We start from the raw sequence: 26,488 nt of genomic DNA, 5'->3' as shown, positions 1-26,488 counted from the left end.
CTGACCTGCGCCCGTGTCGTCCTTTACGGCAAGCCCGACATGGTGCCGCTGGCCAAGCCCGTGGCCGAGGTCTGCGCCGTCGCCAAGAAGGACATGCAGCCCGGAGAGAAGCTCGATGCCATCGGCGAATATTGCTACCGCGCCTGGATCATGACCGCGGCGGAAGCGCGTGAAGCGGGGGCGATCCCCTGCGGACTTCTGCAGGGCGGCAGCGTCACGGCGCCGATCCGCAAGGGCGAACTCATCACCAGCGCCAATGCCGCGCCGGTGCCAGGCTCGAAGATCGTCGAACTGCGCGCCCGCCAGGACAAGCTCGTCTACGGCGCGTGAGTAGTAGAGGAGATAGATCTAGAGTCGATCCTCATTCATTTCGCTATCGGAACGACTGCAGAAGACCAAGACTAATCAATACGTTGCTTGAGTGCGTCATCGATAAATTAATCTGTGCAAAACCCCGACATCCTTGAAAAAGACTGCATCGCAAACAATATTAAGAATTGGTTAACGCGGTTGAGTCTTTGATGCAGGAGCAGGTTTTGCCAGCATATCAAGTCAAGTTCGCTTATCTGACGAAGTATAAACAGACACGTCATCTTTATCATCAGCTTGTTATTGAAGATGATGAAGCGAGTGCGCTCAAGCGTGGCCGGCAAATGATGATGAGACGGTCGCCGGATGCGCGCATCGTGCACGAATCCTGTGTACTGCGTCCTGACAGCGCCGATATCGAAAGCGCCGCTGCCCAAGGCTGGAAACTCAATGAAAACTGGTGGTCGCGGCCAATCCGGCCCGATGACGATCTTGCAGCAATTGCCAAACATGGTTTTGCGCACAGTAACCAGGTCCATGCAAAATCGGCGATGGACTGCGTGATGATCGACAAGCGGGCAGCCTAGGCAGCAATTCTATCTCGACGAATAAGCTAAAGCTCGGTCCGCACGTTCCAGAGTTCGGGAAACAGCACCACTTCGAGCATCTTGCGCAGATAGTTGACGCCGGATGTGCCGCCCGTGCCGGTCTTGAACCCGATGATGCGCTCGACCGTCGTCACATGGTTGAAGCGCCAGCGCCGGAAGTAATCCTCGAAATCGACGAGCTTTTCGGCAAGTTCGTAGAGGGACCAATTTGCTTCGGGATCGCGATAGATTTGGAGCCAGGCATTGCGGACGCTCTCATTGGGCTGGTAAGGCCGCGACCAGTCACGCTCCAGTACGGCGTGATCGATGGCAAAGCCCTTGCGCGCGAGGAGCCGCAGGGATTCGTCATAGATGCTGGGCTTGTGCAGGATGTCCTTGAGCCAGGCGTGAATGTCCGGCTTGTGCTCATGCGGGCGCATCATCGCCGCGTTCTTGTTGCCGGCAAGGAACTCGATCGCACGGTATTGGAACGACTGGAATCCAGACGACATGCCGAGGGCTTCGCGGAACGTCGTATATTCGCTCGGCGTCATGGTGCGCAGCACATCCCATGCCGAATTGAGCTGATCGAGAATGCGCGAAACCCGCGCAAGCATCTTGAAGGACGGCGCGAGATCATCGCTTGCAATGTGCAGGCAAACCGATGTCAGTTCGTGAATGACGAGGCGCATCCAGATCTCTGATGCCTGGTGCTGAACGATGAACAGCATTTCGTCATGGGCGTCGGACAGCGGCGTTTGCGCTGAAAGAATCGTGTCGAGGCGCAGATAGTCGCCATAGGACATTCGCCCATCGAACATCATCTGCGCGCCTTCCTGTTCCGGATCGTAAGGCGTACGCGTCATGTCACGGCGCCCCGGACGTGGAATTCCGGCGCATCCCAGGCGCTTGTTTCGAGAATGTCCTTGAGGATTGCTGCCGCTTTTTCGACTTCGGCGAAACTCAGATAAAGCGGCGTGAATCCGAAGCGAATAATATCGGGCGCACGGAAATCGCCGATCACGCCGCGCGCAATCAGCGCCTGCATGATCGCATAACCGTTTTTGCAAGAATAGGAGACCTGGCTGCCGCGCAATTTCGGTTCGCGCGGCGTGACCAGCCGCAAACCAAGACGCTCGGCGAAGCTGTCGATCTCCTGGATAAACAGGTCGCACAGCGCTATCGACTTGGCGCGGAGCGCCGCCATGTCGACGTCATCCCAGATGGCCATCGCTTCATCCATGGCGACCATCGCAAGAACCGGGGGCGTGCCGCATAGATACTGCTCGATCTTGTTGGAAGGTGTATAGGCGGAGTCGAAATCGAACGGCGCACGGTGACCGAACCAACCGGAAAGCGGCTGGCGGAAGCCGCCGTGATGCCGAGGATTGACGTAGAGGAAGGCAGGAGCGCCCGGACCGCCGTTGAGGTATTTATAGCCACAGCCAATGGCGAAATCCGCCTCGGCTCCGCTTAGATCGACCGGCATTGCGCCTGCCGAATGTGCCAGATCCCAGATGACGAGAATGCCCTTGTCATGGGCGGCGCGCGTCAGTGCCGCCATGTCGTGGCGATAGCCGGTGCGATAATTGACATGCGTCAGCATGAGCACCGCGACGTCTTCATCGAGCAATCCTGGGATTTCCTCGGGCGAATCCGACAGAACCAGCCGGTGACCCTTGCCGATCTGCCTGGCGACGCCCTCCGCGATGTACAGATCCGTGGGGAAGTTTTCGCGCTCGGAGACGATCTTGTTGCGGCCGGGGTTCAAGTCGAGGGCGGCTGAAAGCACCTTGAACAGATTGATCGATGTGCTGTCGGCGGCGACGACGGCTCCCTGCTCCGCACCGATGATGCGGGCTATGCGGGCGCCGACACGTTGTGGCAGGTGCACCCAGTCCGCGGTGTTCCAGCTGCGGATGAGATCGACGCCCCACTCCCTGTCGATCGTGTTCAACACACGCTGGCGCACGGATTTAGGCAAAGCGCCGAGCGAATTGCCGTCAAGGTAGATGACGCCTTCCGGCAAATGGAAGCGTTTGCGAAAACCACGAAGCGGATCGGAACGATCTGCCGCCGCGGCGTCAATTCTTTGAGTGGTATTGTCCATGGTGTCCCTGTTCGTCAGGCGGCGGCATCAATGCCGGAAATGCCGCTGGCCTTGGCAAGTTTCAAAAAGGCGTCCTTGGCGAGACGCACGTGGTCGAGCATCAAGGCCTCGGCCTTCGATCTGTCCCGATCGAGCGCCGCCTGCATAAGCGCCGTGTGCGCATCGATACCAAGCGCTTCGCGTGACAGGACGCCCAGCGAGCCGTTGCCATTTTGCGCTGCGGAGCGATTGAGGTGATCGATGCGCAGGATGATGTGTCGGCGGTAGCGTTGCAGCTGGGCATTGACCTGTCGTGCGAAATTCATCAGCCAGAGTGAGGCGGCGCCGTCAATCAGGGCGAAGTGGAACTCCGTATGTGCGGCGTCCCAAAGATCGATTGCTTCCGATTGGGAAAATGAGTTGGGAACCTCGCATTTCGACAGCCGGTAATGGGCGCTGACGAGGCGCGCTTCCCAGTCGCGATCGCCCTTGTCGATCGATCGCAGCAGCAGCTGGGTTTCGATCGCAGCGCGGGCCGATTCCAGATCTTCAAGTTCCTCGAGCGTTACAGTTGCAACACGGAAGCCCTTGTTGGCTTCGGTCGTCACGAAGTTTTCGGCGTGCAGGCGATTGAGCGCTTCTCGAACAGGTGTTGCGCTGCCGCCCAATTCCTCGGCAAGCGCGCGTAGCCGCAACGACTGGCCCGGACGCAATCTTCCATTGAGAATGCGCGATCGCAGCGCCGCGTAAAGGCTGTCCGATTTGACGCTCTCGGCCATCGTTCCCTCTGTGGGTTTGCCCCATTTTGTATTGTATATCATTTCACGCTTGTTATACTATTTTCAAGCCTCAGGGGTTGGAACACACAAAAAAGGGAGACATTCGATGATTGGCGCAAAATATGCGGTGCGCACTGCGCTCGCGGCAGCACTCGGCCTTAGCCTGCACATAGGCGTGGCCTCAGCCGAAACGAAAATCGGCATTGCCCAGTTCGGCAAGCATCCGCAGCTCGACGAAACCGTGACCTCGTTCAAGGCGGAATTGGCGATACTCGGCGTTGCCGATGCTGTCTATGATGAGTTGCAGGTCAATTTCGATGCGACCCTCATCCCGCAAATGGTCACGAAGCTCGTTTCGGGAAGCCCGAAGCTCATCCTCGCCGTCACCACTCCGGTCGCACAGGGCGCGCGCCAGATCGTCGGCAATTCCGGCACGCCAGTCGTCTTCGCAGCGGTGACCGATCCGGTCGCAGCAAAGCTGACGCCATCCTGGGAAGCTGGCGACACCGGCATGACTGGCGCGTCGGATTTGCAGGACGTCAGCTCAGTGGTCAAGTTCATCCGCAAGCTGCTGCCCGATGCCAAGCGCCTCGCCTATCTCTACAATCCGGGCGAAGACAACGACGTTGCCGTGCTCAAGCTGATCAAGGAAGCCGCTAAGGCCGAAGGCATGGAGCTAGTCGAAGTCGGCCTCGACAACACCAACGATATTCCGATCCGCGTCAGCTCGCTCGCCGGCAAGGCGGACGTCATCTACGTTCCGGGCTCGAACCTGGTTCAGCCAGCTGTGCCCGCCGTTGCCGCAGCCGCCCTCTCGGTCAACATTCCGATCGTCAACGCATCGGCACAGGCGGTACGTGACGGTCTCGTTGCTGCAGCTTTCGAGGTCTCGTACACCAAGGTCGGGCAGAATGCGGCAAAGCTTGCAGCGGAGATCATTGCCGGCAAGTCGCCAGCAAGTCTTGCTCCGATCAAGCCGACTTATGAAGACCATACTGCTTTGATCAATGAGGCCGTGCTTGCCAAAACCGGACAAAAAGTGCCGGAAAGCCTCAAAGATTGCGAGTGCTTCGTCAAATAAGCCTTCTCCTTTCGCCTGCAAACCTATAGTTCCTGCGCCAACCATGACGCAGGAACTATTGCGTGGGGCATACAGCTCGGAGTTCGAGGGCTCATCAATGACAAAGAACATGCTTTCCGTAACGGGCGGCACAAAGATTTTCTATCGCGGTACGCAGGACGAGCGCCGGGCGCTCGACGGACTCAATGTCAACCTTGCACCGGCGGACTTTTGCATCGTCATCGGCAGCAACGGCGCCGGCAAGTCCAGTTTCCTCAACGCGGTCTCCGGAAAGCTGCCGCTCGACTCCGGACGCATCTCCATTGACGGGCAGGACGTCACGCGCCTCAACGCGCATCGCCGGGCTCAGTTTATTGCCCGCGTCTTCCAGGATCCGATGATCGGTACCGCGCCAACGATGACCATTGGCGAGAACATGCTCCTGGCCGAACTGCGCGGCAAACGGCGGGGCTTTTCCTTCGGACTAACGTCAGCGCGGCGTGCCAGATACAGCGAGCAACTCGCCGAACTCAATCTTGGACTCGAAAAGCGTCTGGACATGCCGGTTGGGCTCCTGTCCGGCGGTCAACGCCAGTCGCTTTCGCTGGTCATGGCGGTCTCTACCCAGCCAAAACTGCTGCTTCTCGACGAGCATACGGCAGCCCTCGATCCGCGCACGGCAAAGCTCGTGATGGATACGACCGTGCGCGCGGTGGAAGAGCTCAAGCTCACGACGCTGATGGTCACCCACAACATGGAACACGCGATCAACTACGGCAACAGGATCGTCATGATGGACGCCGGCAAGGTGCTGGTAGAAATCGGCCCCGAAGAGAAGCGCGGCATCACGGTCTCTGACCTCATCGACCGGTTCCACACCAAATCCGACGCTATCGCGCTGCAGGGAAATTGAGCCATGGACGTTTTCACCAGCTTCTACGGACTGATCCCGGTCACGGTTGCCCAGAGCCTCATCGTTGCCTTCGTTGTTCTCGGCGTCATGCTGCCCTTCCGAATATTGAACTTTCCGGATTTGACCTCCGAAGGTGCTTTTCCGCTCGGTGGCTGTGTCTGCGGCACGCTGATCGCAGGGGGCGTCAACCCGTTCCTGGCCTGCTTCGTTGCCCTGATCTGCGGTTTCATCGCCGGATGCAGCACAGCGTTCATTCATCTGCGCTTCAAGATCAATACGCTGCTTGCAGGTATCCTGGTGATGACGATGCTTTACAGCATCAACCTGCGCATCATGGGCCGCACCAATATACCGCTGTTCACCTACGACACCGTGTTCACGCTGCTCGCCGGCGCCTCGGCGAATCTGCCCTGGGTCAAGATCCTGATCGTCGGCGTTCTGATCCTGCTCGTCGTTGCGGCAATGCTCTATTTCTTCATGTCGGAGAAAGGAACATCGATGCGCGCGGTGGGGGCGAGCCCGGACATGGCCGAAGCGCAGGGTATCAATGTCGGCACCGCGACGATCGTCGGCGTCGGCGCCGCGAGTGCGCTCTCGGCAACCGGCGGGAGCATCATGGTGCAGACGCAAGGTTTTGCCGACGTGAACATGGGCTTCGGCATTCTGATCAATGGCCTTGCCGCCCTGATCATCGGCGAGGCTATTACCGGACGGCAGACTATTCTGCGCCAGGTGCTCGCGCCGGTCGTCGGCTCGCTGGTCTACTATCAGCTCATTTCATTCTGCCTTACGCTCGGCCTCGCTCCCGCGGACCTGAAATTTGCGACCGGCGCCTTTGTCCTGTTGATGCTGGCCTTGCCGAATCTGCGCAAGTCCGGCGGCGGATTTGCCGTTCGCGAGAAGGTCAGGGAATAGCGTTAGAGCGCCGGGAGGAAACAGGATGGTCACGCAAGAACCAATCGACTGGGACGACGCCTATTCGAATTTTGCCTATATACCCGATGGCTTCGGATACCCGGCAAAGTGGCTGGAGCAGGCCACAAGCTTTCGCGAGGAAATGGACCGCAAGGGTCTGTTGAAACTCGACGTCAGCTACGGCGAACACGATCGCAATCGGCTCGACCTGTTCATGCCGTCAGGCGACCTGCGCGGCCTAGCGGTCTTCATTCATGGCGGCTACTGGATGGAGGATTTCGACAAGTCCGCGTGGTCGCATTTGGCAAGGGGTGCGGTGTCGAACGGGTTTGCCGTCGCCATTCCTTCCTATGTGCTCTGTCCGGAGGTGCGCGTCAGCGACATTACGGTTCAAGTCGGCCTTGCCATTGCGCACGCTGCAAACGAGGTCGCAGGGCCGATCCACCTGACCGGGCATTCGGCCGGAGGTCATCTTGTCGCCCGGATGATGACTGCAACCTCGCCCCTGCCGCAGGCCGTTCGCCAACGCATCCGCAAGACGGTCCCGATATCGCCCCTCGTTGACCTGCGGCCGTTGATGAAAACGGAGATGAACGAAACTCTGCATCTTGATGCGGTCGAAGCACGGCTCGAGAGTCCTGCCCTCCTTGAACCGCAGGAAGGGATTGACGTAACCGCATGGGTCGGCGCGCTGGAGCGCCCGGAGTTCGTGCGGCAGAACGCCTTGCTGGCCAACGTCTGGTCAGGATTCGACTGCCGGGTGGACGCCGTCGAAGAGCCCGGCAAGCATCACGCGAATATCATTGAGGGGCTGACGGAGCCCGACCATCCGCTGACCCGTAATTTGCTTGGATTATAGCCAAACAAAAAGCTGCCAGAGTTGGGATATCACCCTGGCAGCTTTTTGAGTCCGATTTATTAATTTAAAGATTTCAGGCGCTTAGGCGCTTCGATTCTTCAATGATCATTGCATTGTTGGGAAGCCCCAATGCGTGGGCAATACGCTCCAGTTTGGCTGGGTCGTTGTTTTGACCGCTTTCGATCGTTTCAATTTCGAGGGAAGTCAGACCGCATGCTACGGCCAAATCCTCGACGGAATATCCGAATTGTTCGCGAAATGCCGTGACAATATTGGTACCTTTGGCTAGCGCCGTGGAAATTGTTTCTGGCAACGTATAGTCGCTGTTGTTCATCGCTTTGCTCCTAACGTGAAAGGTTTGGTTAACAAATCGGAAGGCCGAACTTATACGTCAATCCCGCTCGATCAAGCCTTTTGTGCAGGCTCACGGAAAACGTGAACACAACCTTAACGGGTACTTGCCTTATTCTGGCACCAGATTTTGCTAGACTGCTACGGCTGCCGATTGTCGGTTCGGTCAATTAGTGAAGAATATCAGTGGATTGTTACGCCACTGTGTCACTTTCAAACGCTCATATAGGAACGAGATCGAGGAAAATGAACCACCACGGCAGGAATTATTTCAGGGCCATATTCCTGGTGATTGTAACATTCGCTCCGCTGCTTTCGGGCTGCGCGCGCGTCTATTACGGGACGTTCCGTTATGATGCCGCCTGCGTCGAGCAGGATCCCCAGTACCCTGGCGCAAGCCCCGTCTGCGTCGTGAAACGCACGAGGTAGCGAGCCCCCACTCGTCGACAGCTCTGCGATTTCTGGCTTTCCTGATCCTCGAAGGCTGGTCGCTAGAATCAGATGGACCCAATCTTCGTTCAACCTCTCATGGTCCCGTTCCGCCGCCGGCCACCACGCAGCGGCCTCGTACGACGCAGGTGAAAGATTGATAATACTATATGATAATAGAGTTTACTAATAACAATTACCCAATTAAAGTCATGTCGGAAAGCCGATTTTATCGGCTCCCCGTTGTGTCGTCGGCCTTGGAGGAAGGAGCGACGCGATGGTCAGATTGCCAACGGTCCGGGCGCAATACGGACTTTAATGGGAGGTTAGTTATGAGACTTGCATTAGCTGCTGGCTTAACCGCTGCTCTCGTCCTTGGGGCAGCCGGAGTGCCCATCGCCAACGCCGCGGATAAGCCCACCCTGGCCTTTGTCGTGAACGGGGCCTCCGACTTCTGGAAGGCCGCAGAAGCCGGTGTCAAGAAGGCCCAGGCGGAACTGCCTGACTACTCGCTCGAACTTAAATATCCGGAGCAATCCTCCGTTGCCATCCAGCAGCGGTTGATGGACGATCTCGTCACCGCCGGCGTCAAGGGCATCATGGTTTCGGCGGTCGATCCCAAAACGTCGACTGACGGGCTGAACAAGATTGCCTCGCAGACCGCGCTCTTCACCACCGACAGCGATGCGCCGCAAACCAACCGCGTCGCCTATATCGGATCGTCGAACGTGGATGCGGGCAAGCAGGCTGCCGAAATTGCCAAGAAAGCCATGCCGAATGGGGGCAAGTGCATCGGATTTGTCGGCCTGCTCGGGGCGGACAACGCCAAAGAGCGCATTCAGGGCATGAAGGATGGTCTCGCCGGTACCAAGATCGAACTCGTCGATGTGCGCGGTGATGATATCGACCAAACGCGTGCCAAGAAGAACGTTGAGGATGCGCTTGTCGCGAGCCCTGACGTGACCTGCATGGTCGGGTTCTATTCGTACAATACGCCGCGAATCTACGAAGCGCTGCGCGATGCCGGTAAGCTTGGCCAGATCACGGTCGTCGGTTTCGACGATGATCCGATCACGCTGGGTGGCGTCAAGGAAGGGACTGTTGCCGCCACTGTCGTGCAACAGCCGTTCGAATGGGCCTACCGCGGCATGAAGCTGATGGCGGCTTATCTCGGTGGCGACAAGTCGGGTATCCCTGACAATAAGCTGATCATCATTCCAACCGTGATCATCGGCAAGGACGATGTCGACAAGTATGCAGCAAATCTGAAAGCAATGGCTGGAAATTGAACCAGACTATCAGGATAATCAGGAAGACGTCGCCCGGTGGCGGCGTCTTCGATGATCTCGAGTTCTGGTTTATGCAGCTATGTTGAATGTACCTGAAACATCGTCGTTCGCTGGCGTCGAAGCGCCTTTCTTGAGCCTTTCGGGCGTGCGCAAGAGCTATCCCGGTGTCGTTGCCCTCGATAATTTTTCCATGGAGGTGGCTCCGGGGGAAGTGATCGGCCTCGTTGGCGAGAACGGCGCAGGCAAATCCACATTGATGAAGATTCTCGGCGGCGTGGTGAAGCCTGATCGTGGAACGATCACGGTCGATGGCATCGAACACGACCAATTGACCGTCGAAGGCAGCATGAACGCCGGTATCGCATTCGTTCATCAGGAACTGAACCTCTTCGACAATCTCGATGTCGCTGCAAATGTGTTTCTTGGCCGCGAACCATTGCGCGCCGGACCTCTGAAACTCGTCGACCGCGCCAAGCTCCGCGAAATGGTGGGTTCGCTTTTGAAGCGCGTGGGTGCGAATTTCAGTGCTGACACGCCGGTCTCGAAGCTTTCGCTCGCCCAGCAGCAGATGGTGGAAATTGCCAAGGCGCTCTCGATAAATTCGCGGCTCGTCATTCTCGATGAACCGACATCGAGCCTTCCCCTCCCCGAGACAGAGAAGCTTCTGGCGGTCATCAAGGGCCTCAAGGCGGATGGCATCAGCGTCATTTTCATCTCGCATCGCCTGCATGAAATAGAGCGCGTCGCCGATCGCGTGCTGGTCCTTCGAGACGGGATCCTCGCCGGGGTCTTGCCGAAAAGTGCGATTGATCATGACGAGATGGTTCGACTGATGATCGGAAGGGCGCTGAAGGCACGGACAGCCGTTTCGATGCAGACACCGGGAGCGGTAGCACTCTCAGCGCAAGATATTCGCACGACGACCTATCCGCACCACCCGGTCAGCCTCGAGATTCGTCGTGGCGAGATCCTCGGACTTGCCGGCCTTGTCGGTTCGGGCCGCACCGAGCTTGCCCGCGTCCTCTTCGGTATAGATGCCAGGCTCGGCGGCGAGGTCTATACCGATGGCAAGAAACTTGCGCTGCACTCTGCTGCCGATGCGGTCGCGAACGGCATCTTTCTTGTTCCGGAGGACCGCAAGCTCGAGGGCATCCTCCTCGATTTTCCGATTGCGCAGAACATTTCACTGCCTGACATGCCCGCGCATTCGAAACGATATCTCGTCTCGGCCCGCAGCGAAAACAAGACGGCGGAAAAGCAGCGATCAAGTCTCGGAATCAGAGCGCCTTCCGTCGCGACACGGACGGGCTCTTTGTCGGGCGGCAACCAGCAGAAGGTCGTACTGGCCAAATGGCTCGCCATGAATCCCAAAATCATCATCATGGATGAGCCGACCCGCGGCATCGACATTGGCGCGAAGGCTGAGATCTACAATCTCATGCGGGTTCTTGCCGAGGCAGGTGTCGCGGTGCTGATGATCTCGAGCGACATGGAGGAAGTGATCGGCGTTTCCGACCGCGTAGCGGTCATGCACGAGGGCCAGATCTCGGGCATTCTCGACAAGGACGACCTCAGTCAGGAAAACGTCATGCTGCTTGCGGTTGGAAAAAAGCCTAGACTAGCAAAGAAAGAGCCGGAGGGGCGATGAGCAAGAAAGATATCGGGCTGTTACTTCTCATTCTGGTCGTGGGCGCGGTCGTTGCTGCGATCAATCCCCGGTTTTTGCTGCCCATCAACCTCGCCAATACGTCCAACCTGATCGGCCTCTTCGGCATCCTTTCGATCGGCCAGGCCTTCGTCATCATAACTGGCGGCATCGAGCTCTCGGTCGGTTCGTCCATCGCTCTCCTCGGCGTGCTGTTCATAGATTTTATTGCGACGAGGGGCATGGATTGGCCCGTCGCATTTATTCTCATCCTCATACTGGGCGGCCTTATCGGCCTGGCGCATGGCTGGCTGATCGCACGGCTGAAGCTGCAGCCCTTCGTCGTCACCTTGTGCGGCCTTCTGATCTATCGCGGCGTTGCCCGCTTCTATACAGCTGACGGCACCGCCGGTTTTGCCTTCGGCCAGAATTTCCCGACGCTAGAGTTCCTCACCGCTGGCCGCACCTACGGTGTGCCAAACAGCTTCATAGCGCTGATCGTCATCATGGCGATAATGTGGGTCGTCCTGCACCGCTCGGTCTTCGGCCGCTACCTCTACGCGATCGGCAAGAACGAGGAAGCGGCGCGCTTCTCCGGTATCCGTACCGGTCGGATCATCATGGCAGCCTATGTGATCTGCGGTGTCCTTACCGCGCTCGCTGCAATCTACTTCGCCATGTATACCCGCTCGATCTCGCCGGCCAGCCATGGCAATTTCTACGAGCTCTACGCCATTGCTGCAGCGGTGCTCGGTGGCTTCTCGCTGCGCGGCGGCGAAGGCTCCATCGTCGGCGTCATCCTTGGCACAATCCTTTTGCAGGAACTGCAGAACCTGGTGAACCTCCTCGGCATACCGTCTTCCCTCAACTTCTCGGTGATGGGCGGCGTTATTCTCATTGGCGTGCTGGTCGACCAGCAATGGGGCGCGTTCCGCACGCGGCGGCGTCTGGTAAGGGCTGCCCGCGCCGAGCCTAGCACCGAGGGCCAGAGGAACTAGCCGGAAAAGGACTGGACATGGACCTTTTCGATCTTCAAGGCGAAATTGCCCTCGTGACGGGTGCCGGCAGCGGCATTGGCCAGGCCATAGCTATTGGGCTTGCCGAAGCGGGTGCCGATATTGGCTGCTTTGGCCATTCTTCCGGCAGCGGGCTCGACGAGACGGCCAAGCGTATTCGCGCGACCGGGCGCAAGGTGATCACGATTGAAGGCTCGGTAACGTCAGCCGACGATATCGCAACCGCCGTGGAGCGAATCGAGAGTGAACTCGGCCCGCTGACGATTGCCGTCAACAATGCCGGCATCGGGGCGGGCGGCGCAGCCGAAACGCTGGCACGCGAAAACTGGCAGCATGTCTACGATGTCAACGTCACCGGTGTGTTCCTGTCCTGCCAGGCGGAGGCCCGCGTCATGCTGCCGCGAGGCAAGGGCTCCATCATCAATATTGCCTCGATGTCGGGCTCGATCGTCAATCGCGACCTCAAACAGGCAAACTACAACTCCTCAAAGGCAGCAGTCATCCACCTGTCGAAGAGCCTCGCAATGGAGTGGGTTGATCGGGGCGTGCGCGTCAACTCGATCAGCCCTGGATATACGCTAACGCCGATGAACCGGCGCCCGGAAGTTGCCGATCAGGTCAAGATCTTCGAACGGGATACGCCAATGGGCCGGCTTGCCGCGCCAGAGGAAATGATCGGTCCCGCAGTGTTTCTTGCCAGCCGCGCCTCGTCCTTCGTGACGGGAATCGATCTCGTCGTCGATGGAGGCTTCGTCTGCTGGTGAATGGGCGCCGCCTCGCCGGCGGCGCTCAAGGTTCAGATCGCGACGTCGTATTTCGCCTGGGTTTTTGCCTTGATTTCGTCAAGCGTCACGCCGGGCGCAATTTCGATCAACGTCATCTTCGGCTCGCCGTGACGCTCGAAGGAAAAGACACCGAGATCGGTGATGACGAGGTCGGTGACGCGCTGTCCGGTAAGCGGCAGGGTGCACTCTTCGAGAAGCTTGGCTTCTCCCTTGGCCTCATGCTCCATGACGACGACGACACGCTTGACGCCCGCAACGAGATCCATGGCGCCGCCCATGCCCTTGACCATCTTGCCAGGGACCATCCAGTTCGCGAGGTCGCCGCTGCGGGAAACCTGCATCGCGCCGAGAATGGAAAGGTCGATATGGCCGCCGCGTATCATACCGAAGCTGTCCGCACCGGAGAAATAGCTGGTCGTCGGCAGTTCGGTGATGGTCTGCTTGCCGGCGTTGATCAGGTCGGCATCTTCGTCTCCCTCATAGGGGAACGGGCCCATGCCGAGCATGCCGTTTTCGCTCTGCAACTGAACGCTCATGCCGGTGGGGATATAATTTGCAACGAGGGTCGGAATACCGATGCCGAGATTGACGTAGAAGCCGTCCCGCAGTTCCTTGGCGGCGCGTTCGGCCATTTGATCGCGTGTCCAGGCCATCTTAGTTCACCTCACTTGCAGCAATGATACGCGGGCGGGTCGTTCGTTGTTCGATATGCTTGACCGGATCGGGCACATGCACGATGCGTTTCACGAAGATGCCAGGCGTGTGCACCTGATCGGGGTCGATCTTGCCCGCATCGACAAGATGCTCGACCTCGGCGACGGTGACCTTCGCGGCCGTCGCCATGATCGGGTTGAAGTTGCGCGCAGTCTTCCGATAGACAAGGTTACCTTCCGTATCGCCCTTGAAAGCGTGGACGATGGAAAGATCGGCAAACAGGCCGCGTTCCATGACGTAGGATTCACCATCGAACTCGCGCACGTCCTTGCCCTCGGCAATGATCGTTCCGACACCTGTCTTGGTGAAGAAGGCCGGGATGCCCGCGCCACCGGCGCGAATACGTTCGGCAAGCGTGCCTTGCGGATTGAACTCGAGTTCGAGTTCGCCCGAAAGATATTGCTGGGCGAAGAGCTTGTTCTCGCCGACATAGGACGAGACCATCTTGCGAATCTGGCGCGTTTCCAGGAGAACGCCGAGGCCTATGCCGTCAACGCCCGCATTGTTGGAAATCACCGTCAGATCCTTGACCCCTGAATCGCGGATCGCATAGATCAATGCTTCGGGGATGCCACATAGGCCAAAGCCGCCGGCCATGATGGTCATGCCGTCGAACAGCAGGCCATCGAGCGCGCCGCTCACATCTGAATGAACTTTTTTCAAGGATAATCTCCCATTTCTCCATCCTCTGACTGCAACCGTATGGCTTGTCGAGGCGGTATAGGTAGTCGTATTAATACTGCATGACAGCAGCGGCATCTCTGAGTTCCGACATCGCAAATCCTGAAAGCGCCAAGCGCTTCTGGCTGGCCGACCTGCCGGTGCCGATGGTCTATGCGACGTACCGTATCATACGCGATTGCAATGTCGAATTCGCCAAGGAGTTCGGCTATGAGCGCGATGAACTGATCGACCAGAGCTTTTCCAAGCTCTATCCAAAGCTCAGGGATTTCGTGCGGACCGGCGAGATGTGGCAAACGAACTTCGCGGGCGGCAGGGTCTATTATGACGAGCGGCTCATGCGCCGGCGTGATGGCACAAGCTTCTGGTGCAAGGTAAGGGGGCGCAGCCGCAACCACGCAGACCCTTTCGCCGAGGCGCTATATTGTTTCGAGCCGATGAGTCGAACGGTTGCCGCCACGACCAGCCTTATATCTGATAGGCAAAAGCAGGTGCTTACCCTCGTCTCGCAGGGCAAGACCAACTCCCAGATCGCTCAGGAAATCGGTTTGTCTAAGCGGACCATCGAAGCACACCGAGCGCGGCTGATGCGCGCCCATGGCCTGCGCAACAGCGCCGAACTCATCGCCTGGTTTGCGGCTCTCCGCTAAAAAGTCGGCGGAGTGCAAGCGCTGACAACCTCGCAGGGGTTGGGGCCGACGCAGCGGAACCGATGCGGCCTGCGGCTTTCGAAATAGTAGGCGTCACCGGGTCCAAGTATCCGCCGCTCATCGTCGACCGTTACTTCAAGACGCCCGCTTATGACGATGCCGCCTTCCTCGCCTTCGTGAACCAGAGGTATCTTTCCCGTATCCCCTCCAGGCTCATAACGTTCCTTGAGGACCTGCAGCATTCGCCCGAAGAGATTTTCGCCAATTTGCCGGTACGAAATATTGCCCTTGCCGATTTCAACGAGGTCGCCCGCTTCGTAGAAGACTTTTTGCCGGCGGTCGGGCTCGAGCGCAAAGAATTCGGCGAGGCCGATCGGAATGCCGTCGAGTATGCGCTTCAATGCGCCAACCGAAGGATTCGTCTGGTTGGATTCGATGAGCGATATGGTCGAATTGGTCACGCCTGCGCGCTTGGCCAGTTCCCGCTGCGAGAGTCCTTGCCTTTCACGCAGGAAGCGCAGCCGGCCGCCGAGATCGATGCTCATTGCTGTTTCACCTGTTTGGTATCACGCAAATATCCCACGCGGTTGCAACAAAAACAATGGTTTGATTTTACCCAGAAAAGGACTTGTTGGGCAATTCAAAGCGTGGCCTTTTCGGCAAAGAAGAGGAGACCTCCCGATGTTAATGTCGAACACCCCATCGCTTGAAAATTTTTGGATGCCGTTTACGGCTAACCGCCAGTTCAAGGCGGCACCGCGGCTGCTCGCGGGCGCCACGGGCATGTATTACACCGATGTGGATGGCGGGCAGGTGCTTGACGGTACCGCAGGTCTCTGGTGCGTCAATGCAGGTCATGGCCGCGAAAAGATTGCGGACTCGGTGTCGCGCCAGCTCATGACGATGGACTATGCTCCCCCGTTCCAGATGGGCCATCCCTACGTCTTCGATTTCGCTGAAAAGCTTGCGGCAATTGCGCCTGGCGGCAAGGCGGCAGGGCTTACGAAGGTGTTTTTCACCGGGTCTGGTTCTGAATCGGTCGACACCGCACTCAAGATTGCCATCGCCTATCAGCGTGCAATTGGCCAAGGCACGCGTACACGCGTCATCGGCCGTGAGCGCGGCTATCATGGCGTCGGCTTCGGCGGCATTTCCGTCGGCGGGCTCGTCAACAATCGCCGCGTTTTCCCGACCCTGCCCGGCGTCGATCACATGCGCCATACGCACGATCCGGTGCGCAATTCCTTCATCAAGAATGGTCTGCCTGAACATGGCGCTGATCTTGCTGACGATCTGGAACGCCTTGTGGCCCTCCATGGCGCCGAAACGATTGCCGCCGTCATTGTAGAGCCGGTTGCCGGTTCGACGGGCGTGCTCTTGCCGCCGAAGGGCTATCTCGAAAAGCTTCGAGCCATCAGCAAGAAGCATGGCATCCTGCTCATATTCGACGAAGTGATCACTGGCTTCGGTCGCCTCGGAACGCCTTTCGCTGTCGATTACTTTGGTGTGGTTCCCGACCTCGTCACCACGGCGAAGGGTCTGACCAACGGCGTCGTTCCAATGGGCGCGGTCTTTGCCAGCGAAGCGGTTCATGATGCGCTGATGGTAGGACCGGAAAGCCAGATCGAACTTTTCCACGGCTACACCTATTCGGGACATCCTGTCGCCTGTGCCGCAGGTCTGGCGACGCTTGAAATCTACCGCGAGGAAGGCCTTCTCACCCGCGCCGCCGAACTTGCCGACCATTGGCAGGAGGCGATGCACAGTCTGAATGGCCTGCCGAATGTCATCGATATTCGCACCATCGGCCTCGTGGCCGGTATCGAACTCGCACCTCGCGCCGATGCGGCGGGCGCGCGCGGATACGATGTGTTCGTCGATTGCTTCAACAAAGGACTGCTCGTCCGCGTGACCGGCGACACGATCGCGCTGTCGCCGCCATTGATCGTCGAGAAAGAACAGATCGACACGATGGCTTCGATGCTTGGTGATGCCATCAAGCGCGCCGCTTGAGCTAGGTACTCTTCAAAATGGCCGAGAAGCGCGGATCAAAAGTCCGCGCTATCGGTTCGGCCGCCGCGCCAAGCGCCACCGACCATGGATCGGCCAATCCGGCCTGAAGCCGCGCCTCCGGGAAGCGGCTCGCCCGATCGGCAATAGAGGGCAGCAAAGGCCCAATCTCCTTGACGAGACGGTCGATGAGGCGACGCGGGGCGCCCCCGCAAAGGATGATCGTCTGCGGATCGAATATGGATTCGAGCGCCTGAATGGCTCGTCGAAGGCGCTGCGCCACGTCGGCAATCCATGCTTCGATTTGGGGACTGCCCTTTTGCAGGGCATCGCTCACCATTTCAAAAAGCTGCGGCTCCGATGGATCTATGCTCAGTAATTTGCATAGAGACGCCATCGATGCGTAATGCTCCAGCGGCTCGACATCAGCCCCATCGCCAGGAATCAATGCGAGGATCATGCCGATCTCACCGGCATTCGCATGCGCACCTCCGTAAAGTTCGCCGTTCAAAATAAGGCCAGCGCCAAGCCCGTAACCGAAATAGATGCAGATCGCATGGTCGAGACCGTGCGCCGCGCCGAGCAATCGCTCGGCCGTAGCCGCCGCCGCCGCATCGTTCTGCAAGGCCACTTCAAGGCCGGTGCCCTCGGCGATACGATCTATCAATGGAAAGTTCTGCCATGCGGTCATCATCCAAGGGTCGTCATAGAGCGTATTGATCCCGAACGGACCCGGCATGGCGACGCCGAGACCAACGAGGCGCTTATCCGCGTCGCTCGTCCGGGCGGCAAGTTGCGCGCGCGCCCGCCTGACGAGATCGAGAATCACCAGCACGCCTTCCGCTGGTCCCCCCGGCGGCAACTTTGCCTCGAACTTTACCAGTACTTCGCCGACTAAGTTCACGATCACCGTGCGAGTGACGTGGCGATCGATCTGCAAGCCGATTGCAAACGCGCCTTCCGGTACGAGCTGGTAAGGGGTGGCGGGCTGTCCCCTCCCCCGCCGCACCGTCGCCTGCGAGCGCACCAGACCGTCGGATGCAAGTTCCTCGATAATGTTGGAGACCGTCTGCGGCGTGAGGCCGGTAGCTCTCGCGAGATCGGCGCGCGACAGGGCGCCGTTGACGCGCAGCGCATCGATCATGATGCGGCGATTATGCGCGCTTGCACCGCCGAGGTTCGTCCCGCTCTTGGCTCTGATCGGTCTCTTGTCGTTCATCCACAGTCCCCACTTGACTCCAGAAGAATATTGAACAACTAATAAGTCAAGACAATTGATTTAATAAAAGACCCCAAGAGTCTTCGGGGAATGAGCACTGGCCGGACGAAGGGAAGTCGCGGGCAGGTCCTAGTTAAAAAGCTCTCGGACTTAACGACCAACCGGCGTCTCTCGCTCGAGTGGCTCCGCAACCGACCAAGGCCAAATAGGAGGTAATAATGTTGAAATCCGTGCAGACCGCGCTTCTCGGCGCGACACTCCTTGGAGCGGCGCTCTTTTCGCCAGCCCATGCGGAGACGAAGATCAATGCGCTGTTCATGGCGCAGGCTGCCTATAGCGAGGCAGACGTTCGTGCCATGACTGAGGCCTTCACCAAGGCAAATCCGGATATCTCGGTCAATCTCGAATTCGTTCCCTATGAGGGATTGCACGACAAGACCGTGCTCGCCCAGGGATCGGGCGGCGGCTACGACGTCGTTCTCTTCGATGTGATCTGGCCGGCAGAATATGCAACCAATAAAGTCCTGACGGATGTAACGGACAAGATCACGCCGGAAATGAAGTCGGGTGTATTGCCGGGCGCTTGGACCACCGTCGAATATGACGGCAAACGTTATGGCATGCCATGGATTCTCGACACCAAGTATCTCTTCTACAATAAGGAAATTCTGGAAAAGGCAGGCATCAAGGCGCCGCCGACGACATGGGCGGAGCTTGCCGAACAGGCCAAGACGATCAAGGACAAGGGCATACTTGCCACCCCGATCGCCTGGAGCTGGTCACAGGCGGAAGCTGCCATTTGTGATTATACGACGCTCGTCAGCGCCTATGGCGGCAGCTTCCTCAAGGACGGCAAGCCCGCCTTCCAGACAGGCGGCGGTCTCGATGCGCTGAAATATATGGTCGATAGCTATACGTCCGGCGTCACCAATCCGAACTCCAAGGAATTTCTGGAAGAAGATGTGCGCCGCCTGTTCCAGAATGGTGATGTAGCGTTCGCCCTTAACTGGACCTACATGTACAACATGGCCAACGATCCGAAGGACAGCAAGGTCGCCGGCAAGGTTGGCGTGGTGCCTGCCCCGGGTGTCGAAGGCAAGAGCAAGGTTTCGGCGGTCAACGGTTCGATGGGCCTGGGTATTACCTCTACCAGCAAGCATGCGGACGAAGCCTGGAAATACATCACCTTCATGACCTCGCAGGCTACGCAGAACCAGTATGCTAAGCTCAGCCTGCCGATTTGGGCATCCTCCTATGACGATCCGGCCGTGGCAAAGGGTCAGGAAGAACTGATCGCCGCCGCAAAGGTCGGGCTCGCTGCCATGTACCCGCGTCCGACGACACCGAAGTATCAGGAGCTGTCGACAGCACTGCAGCAGGCGATCCAGGAATCGCTGCTCGGCCAGGCAAAGCCGGATGCAGCGCTCGAAACAGCCGTCCAGAACAGCGGTCTTTGATATTTTAGCGCGGGCGGCTGCAGACATTGCTCCGCCCTCGCCTTTCACAATGATTCAATATTGTCGGATCGTATGCACAGGCGGATTTTCATGACGAACAACTGGATCACGACCCGCGCATGGTTCCTGATGTTGCCGCTCCTGATCGTGATGGTTGCGATTATCGGCTGGCCGCTGTTCGACACGGTGCGACTTTCCTTTACGGACGCCAAGCTCGTCGGCACCGCAGGCAATTTCGTTGGTTTCGAAAACTACGTCCGCATCCTTTCCGGGCCCAATTTTCAGCGAACGCTGATCACCACATTCTGGTTCGCTGTGCTTTCTGTCTCGGCGGAGATGGTCATAGGCGTGCTTGCAGCATTGCTGCTCAATCAGCAATTCTACGGGCGCTCTGTGCTGCGCGCCCTGATGATATTGCCCTGGGCCTTGCCGACTGTGGTTAATGCCACACTTTGGCGTCTGATCTACAATCCCGAATATGGGGCACTCAATGCGGCCCTCACCCAGATGGGGATCATAGGGGCCTATCAATCATGGCTGGGTGAGCCCGGCACCGCACTCGCGTCGCTCATCGTCGCCGATTGCTGGAAGAACTTTCCTCTGGTTGCGCTTATTGCCCTCGCCGCCCTCCAGGCCGTACCGCGTGATATTACGGCGGCGGCGATGGTGGATGGCGCTGGTGCATGGTCGCGCTTCCGCTTTGTCATCATGCCCTATCTCGCCGGTCCGTTGATGGTCGCCCTCGTCCTGCGCACGATCGAAGCGTTCAAGGTGTTCGATATTATCTGGGTCATGACGCGTGGGGGACCAGCAAACAGCACGCGTACGCTTTCGATCCTCGTCTACCAGGAAGCGTTTTCGTTCCAGCGGGCGGGATCCGGCGCTTCCCTCGCCTTGATCGTCACGCTGCTGGTGACGATCCTCGCCGTCGCCTATGCGGCCCTCATTCGCAAAAGCGCAGGTGTGTCCTGATGGAACGTAGAAGCCTTGCAGCGACCATTTTCGTACATCTCGCGGCCCTGCTTTTGCTGGCGGTGATCCTTGCGCCGGTGCTCTGGCTCTTCGTCATGAGCATTTCTTCAACGCCCGATCTCATCGCCAAGCCCCTGCACTGGTGGCCGGATACCGTGGACCTGTCCCGTTACGGCGTCTTGCTGTCTTCGGTCGCCAACAGCGCCGGACAGGCTTTTGTCGCCTCCCTCTTCAACAGTATCAAGGTCGCGGGCATGGCGACAATCGCCGCGCTCATCGTTGCGATCCCCTCGGCCTGGGCCGTTTCGCGAACGCCATCCGTCGGCTGGTCGCTCTACGCGGTCATCGCCACCTACATGCTGCCGCCCGTCGCGCTCGCCGTACCGCTCTACATGGCCCTTTCCTGGCTGGGTCTTCTCAACAACGTCTTCGGGCTCGCGCTGGTTTATCTCACGATCCTCGCTCCGTTCACGACGTGGCTCCTCAAGTCAGGCTTTGACTCCATACCCCGTGAGATCGAAAGCGCGGCGACCATGGATGGCGCGCGCCTCGACCAGATCCTTCGCATTATCACGCTGCCGCTGGCCGCGCCGGTCATGGCAACCGCAGCGCTTTTCGCTTTCCTGCTCGCCTGGGACGAATTCTTCTATGCCCTGCTCTTCACCTCCGATCAGCGTGCGAAGACGCTGACCGTCGCGATCGCCGACCTCGCCGGCGGACGCGTCTCAGATTACGGCCTTATCGCCACAGCGGGTGTCCTGGCCGCCCTCCCCCCGCTGCTGATTGGCCTTTTCATGCAACGCGCCCTTATCTCGGGGCTGACCAGTGGCGGCGTCAAAGGATGACCAAGGACATGAACACCACCCGGCCCACCGGACTTGCCGCGATCGAATATGAAATGTCACGCCAGAATGCCGACGCCATCGCCTCGTTCGACGCTGCCTCTTCGCTTGCGGCGACGATTGCCGCATCGCTGCGCAAGAATGGTCGTCTGCTGCTGCTCGGCATGGGAGGCTCACACGCCGTCGGACGTGCGGTCGAACCATTTTATCGCGCATTGGGAATCGATGCGGTTGCTATCCCGCTCTCCGAACAGCTCGGCCAGCCGCTGCCGCTGTCTGGAAAAACGGTCTTGCTCACATCGCAGTCGGGCGAGAGCGCGGAAGTGTTGCGCTGGTTCGCCGAAGTCGGCGTGCCCGCTGATACGTTCGGCTTGACGCTCGAGGGCGGCTCTACGCTCGCCCGGACTGTTCCGTCCCTCGTCGGAGCCGGCGGCACGGAAAAAGCCTTTGCGGCAACGCGCAGCCTCACGCTGAGTTTCGCCCTGCATCTCGCCATACTGAGCGCGCTCGGCGAAGATGCCGAACCTGCCCTCGCGCTGCTCCGATCCGAGCGCCAGCCCGACGTCAAGGCCGCTGTCGACGCGCTTGCAGATGTTGGTTCGGTGGTAACCTCCGGCCGTCGCCTGCAGGGCGTAGCCGAGGCGATCGCGCTTGGGCTAACCGAGCTTTCGCGAGTTCCCTGCTTTCCGCTCGAGGGAGGCCAGCTGCGACACGGACCTATGGAAATGCTTGGACCGAAGATGGGCGTCGTATTGTTCCGTGCGCGCGATGAAACCGCAGAGTTCGTAACACGGATGGCGATTTCCGCCCTCGAAGCAGGATCGCCTGTCGTCGTGTTCGATGCGTCCGGGCAAGTGCCCGTCGAAGGCGCGGTAACGGTCGACGTCGGAACCGCGAGCGACATGGCCGCCGTATTTGCACTTCTGCCGGCAGGCCAGCACTTTATGCTCGGCTTTGCTAGCATGCGGGTCGAGGATGTCGGTACGCCGGTCCGTTCGAGCAAGATCACCCGGAGCGAATGATGCGCCCGCTTGCCGTCATCGGAAACGTCAATGTCGATCTGATCCTCGGGCCCGCTGATCCCTGGCCGACCCCGGGAACCGAAATCATGGTCGATTATGACGAGTTGCGTGTCGGTGGATCGGCAGGCAATGCGGCCCTTGCCTGGCAGGGCCTCGGTGTCGACTTCCAGATCGCTGCCAATATCGGCAACGACCAGTTCGGCGAATGGCTGCGCCAGGGATTTGGTGCTGTGGCCGTAAATTGGCCCGTCGCGCCCACGGGCACAACGCTTTCGGTTGGCATCACGCATCCGAACGGTGAGCGCACCTTTTTTACCACGCGGGGTCATATCGGAGCCCTCTCCTGGCAAGAGGTGGTATCGATGCTCGATACTGAAAAGCTGAAGGGTGGCATCGTCATCCTTTGCGGGGCCTTCCTGACAGATGGCCTCGTAGCCGAGTATGACCAGCTTTTCGCCTGGGCCGATGCAAATGACATTGCGCTTGCGCTCGATACCGGCTGGCCGATCGAGGGATGGACGCAGGCAAATCGTGAAAAGGCGCGCCGGTGGCTCTCGCGCTGCACGCTTGCGCTGTTCAACGAAGTCGAAACAACTCAACTTGCCGATTGCGGTGATCCCGTTGAAGCGGCCCGGACATTGAAGGCGCTTATGCCGGTCGGTGCGACCGTCGTCGTGAAGCGTGGTCCCGATGGAGCGCTAGCGATCGATCCTGACGACAGGCTCGTCTCGGTCGCGGCGCCGCTGGTTGCCGTTGCCGATACCATCGGCGCGGGTGACGTGTTCAATGCGGCTTTCATAGCAGCGCAGGCCGACGGCCAGACGCTAGAGCACAGCCTTAAATGCGGTGTGCGCATTGCTTCGACGGCCATATCCACTGTTCCTCGCCGCTACGACGGCGAGATCCTTCATTCATTCCTGGAGAACGCGCCATGAGCGCCCTTGAACTCGTCAATATCCGCAAGCGCTATGGCAGCGTCGATACGCTCAAGGGAATTAACCTGTCATTGGCGAGCGGCGAGTTTCTGGTGCTGCTCGGCTCGTCGGGCTGTGGCAAGTCCACTTTGCTCAACATCATTGCCGGCCTTGCGGAGGCGACGGAAGGTGACGTACGCATCGGTGATCGTTCGGTGACCGGCGTTCATCCAAAGGACCGCGACATCGCCATGGTGTTCCAGTCCTATGCCCTCTATCCCAATCTTTCGGTCGCTCGCAATATCGGCTTCGGCCTTGAAATGCGCAGAGTACCGGCTGCCGAACGGGCAAAGGCGGTCGAAAAGACCGCGAAGATGCTGCAAATCGAGAACCTTTTGGGCCGCAGGCCATCGGAGCTTTCCGGCGGCCAGCGACAGCGTGTCGCCATTGGCCGGGCGCTTGTGCGTGATCCGAAGATTTTCCTGTTCGATGAGCCCTTGTCCAATCTCGACGCGAAGCTGCGAATGGAGACGCGTACCGAACTGAAGCGCCTGCATCAGATGCTCGGTACCACGATTGTCTATGTGACGCATGATCAGATCGAGGCAATGACGCTCGCCACGCGCATCGCCGTCATGCGCGACGGCCATATTGAACAGCTGGCATCGCCCGACGAGATCTACAATCGTCCCGCCACACGCTACGTCGCAAGTTTTGTCGGTTCGCCGCCCATGAACATGCTCGATGCGACGCTGGTGGACGGCATCGCTCAGATTGCCGGTTCACAGACGGTAATCCCCCTCCCCTCCTCCTTGCGAGGCCAGGCATCGCGCAAGGTGATCGTTGGCATCCGCCCGGAGAATCTCAGCCTTGCACTGGGCGACGCAAGCAAGCTCACCATCGAAGCCAAAGTGGAAGTCGTGGAATTGACCGGACCTGAACTTGTGGTCACCTCATCCATAGGCAACCAGCGCCTTACCGCGAGCCTGCCGCCACGTTCGCAGGTGACGGTCGGCTCGCTACAGCGCTTCAGCATCGATGCCGATGGACTTCATGTCTTCGATGCGGTGACCGAAAAGCGGATCGACGCCTAAACAAACTACGCTGCAACACTCGGGCGGCTGACGACATAGGCCGCGCAAGCGATGAAGAACAGCGCAACGATGCCGCCAAGCAGCGGCGACGGCCGGGCAAAATAGAAGAACATGGCATAGCCCAATGCCATGCCGCAGCAGGCGAGAAGCTTTACTCTCTTCGGTATCGCGCCATGTTCGCGCCAGTGTACCAAGGTTGGGCCGAAGACCGGATGCTCCAAGAGCCATTTTTCAAAGCGTGGTGACGAACGGCTGAAGCACCATGCGGCAAGAATGAGAAAAATGGTGGTGGGCATGACAGGCAGAAGCGCGCCTATGAATCCGAGCGCCACCATCAGCCAGCCGAGTAAGAAATAGACTGTCCGCTTTGTTCGGTTCATTCCTGCGCTCCACACCAGTGGAGACTGTTTACATCGTCGCGGGTTAAATGTCAGTGATCCGGGATAAATTCGCCAACGAGACGAGACTGCCCGGGCCTACCCGGGCAATCGAGATTTTACATAATGCAAGACTACTCGGCCTTCAGCCGTGTATTGCATGCGCTCCAATATTGCGGCCATGTCTTGCCACCCGTCTTGTTGCTCGCCTTGGCCTGCTGCCACTGCTCGCCACAGGCGCTGATCCGCTGACGGAAAGCAACCTGGCCGGGGGTCAACGGCTTTCCATCCGCTGTCGTTGCAGCGGCGGCTGTCTTGGTCGTGGTCTTGGTGGCTGCCGGTGTCGGCTCCGGAGGCGTCGATGCATCGGAATTGTCGGATTTCAGGCTTTCGCTGCAGGACGAGAGAAACTGGTTCCACGTCTGGCCCTTCAGCGTACCGGCCGACTTTGCCGACTGGTATTGCGTGCTGCACTCCTTGGTGATCGCCTTGACGGACATTCCGCCCGCCGCTGCAGTCTCGGTGGCCTTGGCGGGTTTGGCGGCCGCAGTATCCTTGGACTGCTTTGTCGTGGCCGTGTCCTTCGTCGCCTTCTTCGTCGGCGTCGTGGCGGCGGGCGCCGCAGCATCAGTTGCTCCCGCGTCTTTCAGCTTCGCGCTGCAATCTGAAAGGAACTGGGGCCACTTCTGGCCGTTCAGGGTGCCGGCCTCCTTGGCGGCGTTATACTGCGTGCTGCATTGTTTGGTGACGGATTGCGCCGCGGTGGCGGCGGAAGCCGGGAGCGTGAGAAAGACCAGCCCTGCGCCGGCAATGACCGTCGCGGCGGCTGTAGTGATACGAAATTGAATCATAACGTGAGTTCCTTGCGATCGTGTCCGCGGTTCCCCCGAGAACGCACCATGCGTTTCGGCTGGCCTGCACTGCAAGATGATCCCGCTCCATCGAATAGCCCGTCGAAAAAACGGCGGACATCCCGGGTCATCGCTTGATGATTGCACTTTGATTGTGGCCAAAAATGTCTGACGTTCAATGAGTGCTCAGGTGAAATATGCATCATGCTCAAATAGACCTGCCCAACCAGACTCGTGATCAATGGCATCGCCATGCCAGCATCGCTCTTTCGCCACGCGAATGCAAGAAATGCATAGGCCGCTGCCATGCCAATCCGCGCGCACCTGACCGAAATGGGTATCACCCCATAGGCGCGTTGCACCAATGGCGAAATATCATTCTATCGTCTGCCGGGAGTAACATCGTGGAGGGCGGATGGGGCGTGCCGATGGCCGTGTTGGGGCGATTGCATTGCCCAGCGACCGAATCCCAAAGCCGACGATATTCACTGTCGCCTTTGGATTTTTGGAAGTCATCCCAATCTGACTGCAACTCGTGCAGTGTGGTTGTTATGAGTAGTCGTGCAAGCGTAACGCGTTGATAAATCGTTAACTATAACGATGAACGGAAGTTAAACTGGAGCTAATTTCTGTTCGGCAGGCTCTGGAGGGGAACGGAG

General features: G+C 58.8%; 27 protein-coding genes and 1 pseudogene. 18 read left to right on the top strand and 10 right to left on the bottom strand.

Annotated features, from left to right (window positions below):
* Both BM074_RS21595 and BM074_RS21590 read left to right on the top strand, forming a co-directional pair.
* Window positions 1-330: pseudogene (locus BM074_RS21595) on the top strand (homoserine dehydrogenase); the annotation flags it as partial.
* Between the two features lie 191 nt (window positions 331-521).
* Window positions 522-896, top strand: a complete 375-nt coding sequence (locus BM074_RS21590) for a hypothetical protein (protein ID WP_027232992.1) — start codon at window positions 522-524, stop codon at window positions 894-896.
* 26 nt (window positions 897-922) lie between these two features.
* On the opposite strand, the gene kynA is transcribed toward BM074_RS21590, so the two are convergent.
* Genes kynA through BM074_RS21575 form a run of 3 tightly spaced genes read right to left on the bottom strand, consistent with a single transcriptional unit; the run spans window position 923 to window position 3,764 of the window.
* On the bottom strand, window positions 923-1,762 hold the full coding sequence (gene kynA, locus BM074_RS21585) for a tryptophan 2,3-dioxygenase (protein WP_091925263.1): 840 nt from the start codon (window positions 1,760-1,762) through the stop codon (window positions 923-925).
* The gene (kynU, locus tag BM074_RS21580) at window positions 1,759-3,006 is read right to left on the bottom strand and encodes a kynureninase (RefSeq protein WP_091925260.1); all 1,248 of its coding nucleotides are present in this window, start codon (window positions 3,004-3,006) and stop codon (window positions 1,759-1,761) included. The genes kynA and kynU overlap by 4 nt, the downstream gene beginning before the upstream one ends.
* A gap of 14 nt (window positions 3,007-3,020) precedes the next feature.
* Entirely contained in the window at window positions 3,021-3,764 is a 744-nt protein-coding gene (locus BM074_RS21575; protein WP_027232995.1) for a GntR family transcriptional regulator, read from the bottom strand.
* Between the two features lie 106 nt (window positions 3,765-3,870).
* Between BM074_RS21575 and BM074_RS21570 the strand changes: the two genes are divergently transcribed.
* From BM074_RS21570 to BM074_RS21555, 4 genes are all read left to right on the top strand, one after another.
* Complete coding sequence (locus BM074_RS21570) at window positions 3,871-4,845, top strand: ABC transporter substrate-binding protein (protein WP_091925257.1); 975 nt, start codon at window positions 3,871-3,873, stop codon at window positions 4,843-4,845.
* 97 nt (window positions 4,846-4,942) lie between these two features.
* Window positions 4,943-5,737 (top strand): ABC transporter ATP-binding protein, encoded by a 795-nt coding sequence (locus tag BM074_RS21565; RefSeq protein ID WP_228020643.1) that lies wholly within the window; start codon window positions 4,943-4,945, stop codon window positions 5,735-5,737.
* Window positions 5,738-5,740: 3 nt separating this feature from the next.
* A complete protein-coding gene (locus BM074_RS21560; protein ID WP_091925255.1) occupies window positions 5,741-6,652 on the top strand; it encodes an ABC transporter permease in 912 nt (303 codons plus the stop codon).
* 25 nt (window positions 6,653-6,677) lie between these two features.
* Window positions 6,678-7,511, top strand: a complete 834-nt coding sequence (locus BM074_RS21555; RefSeq protein WP_091925252.1) for an alpha/beta hydrolase — start codon at window positions 6,678-6,680, stop codon at window positions 7,509-7,511.
* Between the two features lie 73 nt (window positions 7,512-7,584).
* Here the strand turns inward: BM074_RS21555 and BM074_RS21550 are convergent, their stop codons facing one another.
* Window positions 7,585-7,845: a helix-turn-helix domain-containing protein gene (locus BM074_RS21550; RefSeq protein ID WP_027233000.1), complete on the bottom strand. Its 261-nt coding sequence runs from the start codon at window positions 7,843-7,845 to the stop codon at window positions 7,585-7,587.
* Window positions 7,846-8,623: 778 nt separating this feature from the next.
* Between BM074_RS21550 and BM074_RS21545 the strand changes: the two genes are divergently transcribed.
* The 4 genes from BM074_RS21545 to BM074_RS21530 all read left to right on the top strand — a co-directional run bounded on the left by BM074_RS21545 (window position 8,624) and on the right by BM074_RS21530 (window position 13,005).
* Entirely contained in the window at window positions 8,624-9,580 is a 957-nt protein-coding gene (locus tag BM074_RS21545) for a sugar-binding protein (RefSeq protein ID WP_027233001.1), read from the top strand.
* A gap of 79 nt (window positions 9,581-9,659) precedes the next feature.
* Window positions 9,660-11,228 (top strand): sugar ABC transporter ATP-binding protein, encoded by a 1,569-nt coding sequence (locus BM074_RS21540; RefSeq protein WP_175499091.1) that lies wholly within the window; start codon window positions 9,660-9,662, stop codon window positions 11,226-11,228.
* Window positions 11,225-12,223 (top strand): ABC transporter permease, encoded by a 999-nt coding sequence (locus tag BM074_RS21535; RefSeq protein WP_091925249.1) that lies wholly within the window; start codon window positions 11,225-11,227, stop codon window positions 12,221-12,223. Before BM074_RS21540 ends, BM074_RS21535 begins: the two co-directional genes overlap by 4 nt.
* Before the next feature lie 17 nt (window positions 12,224-12,240).
* Window positions 12,241-13,005: an SDR family oxidoreductase gene (locus tag BM074_RS21530; RefSeq protein ID WP_027233004.1), complete on the top strand. Its 765-nt coding sequence runs from the start codon at window positions 12,241-12,243 to the stop codon at window positions 13,003-13,005.
* Between the two features lie 32 nt (window positions 13,006-13,037).
* Here BM074_RS21530 and BM074_RS21525 read toward each other — a convergent pair whose 3' ends face one another.
* Window positions 13,038-13,679, bottom strand: coding sequence for a 3-oxoacid CoA-transferase subunit B (locus tag BM074_RS21525; protein WP_027233005.1), 642 nt, complete (start codon window positions 13,677-13,679; stop codon window positions 13,038-13,040).
* Window position 13,680: 1 nt separating this feature from the next.
* On the bottom strand, window positions 13,681-14,403 hold the full coding sequence (locus tag BM074_RS21520) for a CoA transferase subunit A (protein ID WP_091925246.1): 723 nt from the start codon (window positions 14,401-14,403) through the stop codon (window positions 13,681-13,683).
* 80 nt (window positions 14,404-14,483) lie between these two features.
* Here BM074_RS21520 and BM074_RS21515 point away from each other — a divergent pair, with 80 nt between their 5' ends.
* A complete protein-coding gene (locus BM074_RS21515) occupies window positions 14,484-15,071 on the top strand; it encodes a helix-turn-helix transcriptional regulator (RefSeq protein ID WP_113282182.1) in 588 nt (195 codons plus the stop codon).
* Here the strand turns inward: BM074_RS21515 and BM074_RS21510 are convergent.
* Window positions 15,068-15,616: a cupin domain-containing protein gene (locus tag BM074_RS21510; RefSeq protein ID WP_091925244.1), complete on the bottom strand. Its 549-nt coding sequence runs from the start codon at window positions 15,614-15,616 to the stop codon at window positions 15,068-15,070. The genes BM074_RS21515 and BM074_RS21510 overlap by 4 nt on opposite strands.
* 136 nt (window positions 15,617-15,752) lie before the next feature.
* Here BM074_RS21510 and BM074_RS21505 point away from each other — a divergent pair, with 136 nt between their 5' ends.
* On the top strand, window positions 15,753-17,084 hold the full coding sequence (locus BM074_RS21505) for an omega-aminotransferase AptA (RefSeq protein WP_091925242.1): 1,332 nt from the start codon (window positions 15,753-15,755) through the stop codon (window positions 17,082-17,084).
* A 1-nt stretch (window position 17,085) separates the two neighbouring features.
* Here the strand turns inward: BM074_RS21505 and BM074_RS21500 are convergent, their stop codons facing one another.
* Window positions 17,086-18,300: an ROK family transcriptional regulator gene (locus tag BM074_RS21500; protein WP_091925239.1), complete on the bottom strand. Its 1,215-nt coding sequence runs from the start codon at window positions 18,298-18,300 to the stop codon at window positions 17,086-17,088.
* A gap of 218 nt (window positions 18,301-18,518) precedes the next feature.
* Between BM074_RS21500 and BM074_RS21495 the strand changes: the two genes are divergently transcribed.
* The 6 genes from BM074_RS21495 (at window position 18,519) to ugpC (ending at window position 24,601) form a co-directional block, all read left to right on the top strand.
* Entirely contained in the window at window positions 18,519-19,757 is a 1,239-nt protein-coding gene (locus BM074_RS21495) for an extracellular solute-binding protein (RefSeq protein ID WP_091925237.1), read from the top strand.
* Between the two features lie 90 nt (window positions 19,758-19,847).
* Complete coding sequence (locus BM074_RS21490) at window positions 19,848-20,729, top strand: carbohydrate ABC transporter permease (RefSeq protein ID WP_091925234.1); 882 nt, start codon at window positions 19,848-19,850, stop codon at window positions 20,727-20,729.
* Entirely contained in the window at window positions 20,729-21,574 is an 846-nt protein-coding gene (locus tag BM074_RS21485) for a carbohydrate ABC transporter permease (RefSeq protein ID WP_027233013.1), read from the top strand. Before BM074_RS21490 ends, BM074_RS21485 begins: the two co-directional genes overlap by 1 nt.
* Window positions 21,571-22,593: an SIS domain-containing protein gene (locus BM074_RS21480; protein ID WP_091925230.1), complete on the top strand. Its 1,023-nt coding sequence runs from the start codon at window positions 21,571-21,573 to the stop codon at window positions 22,591-22,593. Before BM074_RS21485 ends, BM074_RS21480 begins: the two co-directional genes overlap by 4 nt.
* Window positions 22,593-23,528 (top strand): carbohydrate kinase family protein, encoded by a 936-nt coding sequence (locus BM074_RS21475; protein ID WP_091925228.1) that lies wholly within the window; start codon window positions 22,593-22,595, stop codon window positions 23,526-23,528. Before BM074_RS21480 ends, BM074_RS21475 begins: the two co-directional genes overlap by 1 nt.
* Entirely contained in the window at window positions 23,525-24,601 is a 1,077-nt protein-coding gene (ugpC, locus tag BM074_RS21470; RefSeq protein ID WP_091925225.1) for an ABC transporter ATP-binding protein, read from the top strand. Before BM074_RS21475 ends, ugpC begins: the two co-directional genes overlap by 4 nt.
* A gap of 5 nt (window positions 24,602-24,606) precedes the next feature.
* Here ugpC and BM074_RS21465 read toward each other — a convergent pair whose 3' ends face one another.
* On the bottom strand, window positions 24,607-25,035 hold the full coding sequence (locus BM074_RS21465; RefSeq protein WP_210186495.1) for a YbaN family protein: 429 nt from the start codon (window positions 25,033-25,035) through the stop codon (window positions 24,607-24,609).
* 77 nt (window positions 25,036-25,112) lie between these two features.
* Window positions 25,113-25,829 carry a hypothetical protein gene (locus BM074_RS21460; protein WP_091925220.1) on the bottom strand — a complete coding sequence of 239 codons (717 nt, stop codon included), beginning with the start codon at window positions 25,827-25,829 and terminating at the stop codon, window positions 25,113-25,115.
* Between the last annotated feature and the right edge of the window lie 659 nt (window positions 25,830-26,488).

It is taken from the genome of Phyllobacterium sp. CL33Tsu (genome assembly GCF_900113985.1).
In the GTDB taxonomy this organism is placed as follows: domain Bacteria; phylum Pseudomonadota; class Alphaproteobacteria; order Rhizobiales; family Rhizobiaceae; genus Phyllobacterium; species Phyllobacterium pellucidum.
The sequence above is the reverse complement of the archived record's forward strand: the minus strand, read 5'-3'. Positions and strand labels throughout refer to the sequence as shown.

Bases quoted from the DNA above. Each gene is read 5' to 3' on its own strand.
- BM074_RS21505 (WP_091925242.1), top strand. From the start codon at position 15,753: ATGTTAATGTCGAACACCCCATCGCTTGAAAATTTTTGGATGCCGTTT.
- BM074_RS21510 (WP_091925244.1), bottom strand. From the start codon at position 15,616: ATGAGCATCGATCTCGGCGGCCGGCTGCGCTTCCTGCGTGAAAGGCAA.
- BM074_RS21550 (WP_027233000.1), bottom strand. From the start codon at position 7,845: ATGAACAACAGCGACTATACGTTGCCAGAAACAATTTCCACGGCGCTA.
- BM074_RS21485 (WP_027233013.1), top strand. From the start codon at position 20,729: ATGGAACGTAGAAGCCTTGCAGCGACCATTTTCGTACATCTCGCGGCC.
- BM074_RS21590 (WP_027232992.1), top strand. From the start codon at position 522: ATGCAGGAGCAGGTTTTGCCAGCATATCAAGTCAAGTTCGCTTATCTG.
- BM074_RS21490 (WP_091925234.1), top strand. From the start codon at position 19,848: ATGACGAACAACTGGATCACGACCCGCGCATGGTTCCTGATGTTGCCG.
- BM074_RS21545 (WP_027233001.1), top strand. From the start codon at position 8,624: ATGAGACTTGCATTAGCTGCTGGCTTAACCGCTGCTCTCGTCCTTGGG.
- kynA (WP_091925263.1), bottom strand. From the start codon at position 1,762: ATGACGCGTACGCCTTACGATCCGGAACAGGAAGGCGCGCAGATGATG.
- BM074_RS21555 (WP_091925252.1), top strand. From the start codon at position 6,678: ATGGTCACGCAAGAACCAATCGACTGGGACGACGCCTATTCGAATTTT.
- BM074_RS21530 (WP_027233004.1), top strand. From the start codon at position 12,241: ATGGACCTTTTCGATCTTCAAGGCGAAATTGCCCTCGTGACGGGTGCC.
- BM074_RS21535 (WP_091925249.1), top strand. From the start codon at position 11,225: ATGAGCAAGAAAGATATCGGGCTGTTACTTCTCATTCTGGTCGTGGGC.
- kynU (WP_091925260.1), bottom strand. From the start codon at position 3,006: ATGGACAATACCACTCAAAGAATTGACGCCGCGGCGGCAGATCGTTCC.
- BM074_RS21540 (WP_175499091.1), top strand. From the start codon at position 9,660: ATGTTGAATGTACCTGAAACATCGTCGTTCGCTGGCGTCGAAGCGCCT.
- BM074_RS21460 (WP_091925220.1), bottom strand. From the start codon at position 25,829: ATGATTCAATTTCGTATCACTACAGCCGCCGCGACGGTCATTGCCGGC.
- BM074_RS21515 (WP_113282182.1), top strand. From the start codon at position 14,484: ATGACAGCAGCGGCATCTCTGAGTTCCGACATCGCAAATCCTGAAAGC.
- BM074_RS21480 (WP_091925230.1), top strand. From the start codon at position 21,571: ATGACCAAGGACATGAACACCACCCGGCCCACCGGACTTGCCGCGATC.
- BM074_RS21495 (WP_091925237.1), top strand. From the start codon at position 18,519: ATGTTGAAATCCGTGCAGACCGCGCTTCTCGGCGCGACACTCCTTGGA.
- BM074_RS21570 (WP_091925257.1), top strand. From the start codon at position 3,871: ATGATTGGCGCAAAATATGCGGTGCGCACTGCGCTCGCGGCAGCACTC.
- BM074_RS21565 (WP_228020643.1), top strand. From the start codon at position 4,943: ATGACAAAGAACATGCTTTCCGTAACGGGCGGCACAAAGATTTTCTAT.
- BM074_RS21500 (WP_091925239.1), bottom strand. From the start codon at position 18,300: ATGAACGACAAGAGACCGATCAGAGCCAAGAGCGGGACGAACCTCGGC.
- BM074_RS21475 (WP_091925228.1), top strand. From the start codon at position 22,593: ATGCGCCCGCTTGCCGTCATCGGAAACGTCAATGTCGATCTGATCCTC.
- ugpC (WP_091925225.1), top strand. From the start codon at position 23,525: ATGAGCGCCCTTGAACTCGTCAATATCCGCAAGCGCTATGGCAGCGTC.
- BM074_RS21575 (WP_027232995.1), bottom strand. From the start codon at position 3,764: ATGGCCGAGAGCGTCAAATCGGACAGCCTTTACGCGGCGCTGCGATCG.
- BM074_RS21560 (WP_091925255.1), top strand. From the start codon at position 5,741: ATGGACGTTTTCACCAGCTTCTACGGACTGATCCCGGTCACGGTTGCC.
- BM074_RS21525 (WP_027233005.1), bottom strand. From the start codon at position 13,679: ATGGCCTGGACACGCGATCAAATGGCCGAACGCGCCGCCAAGGAACTG.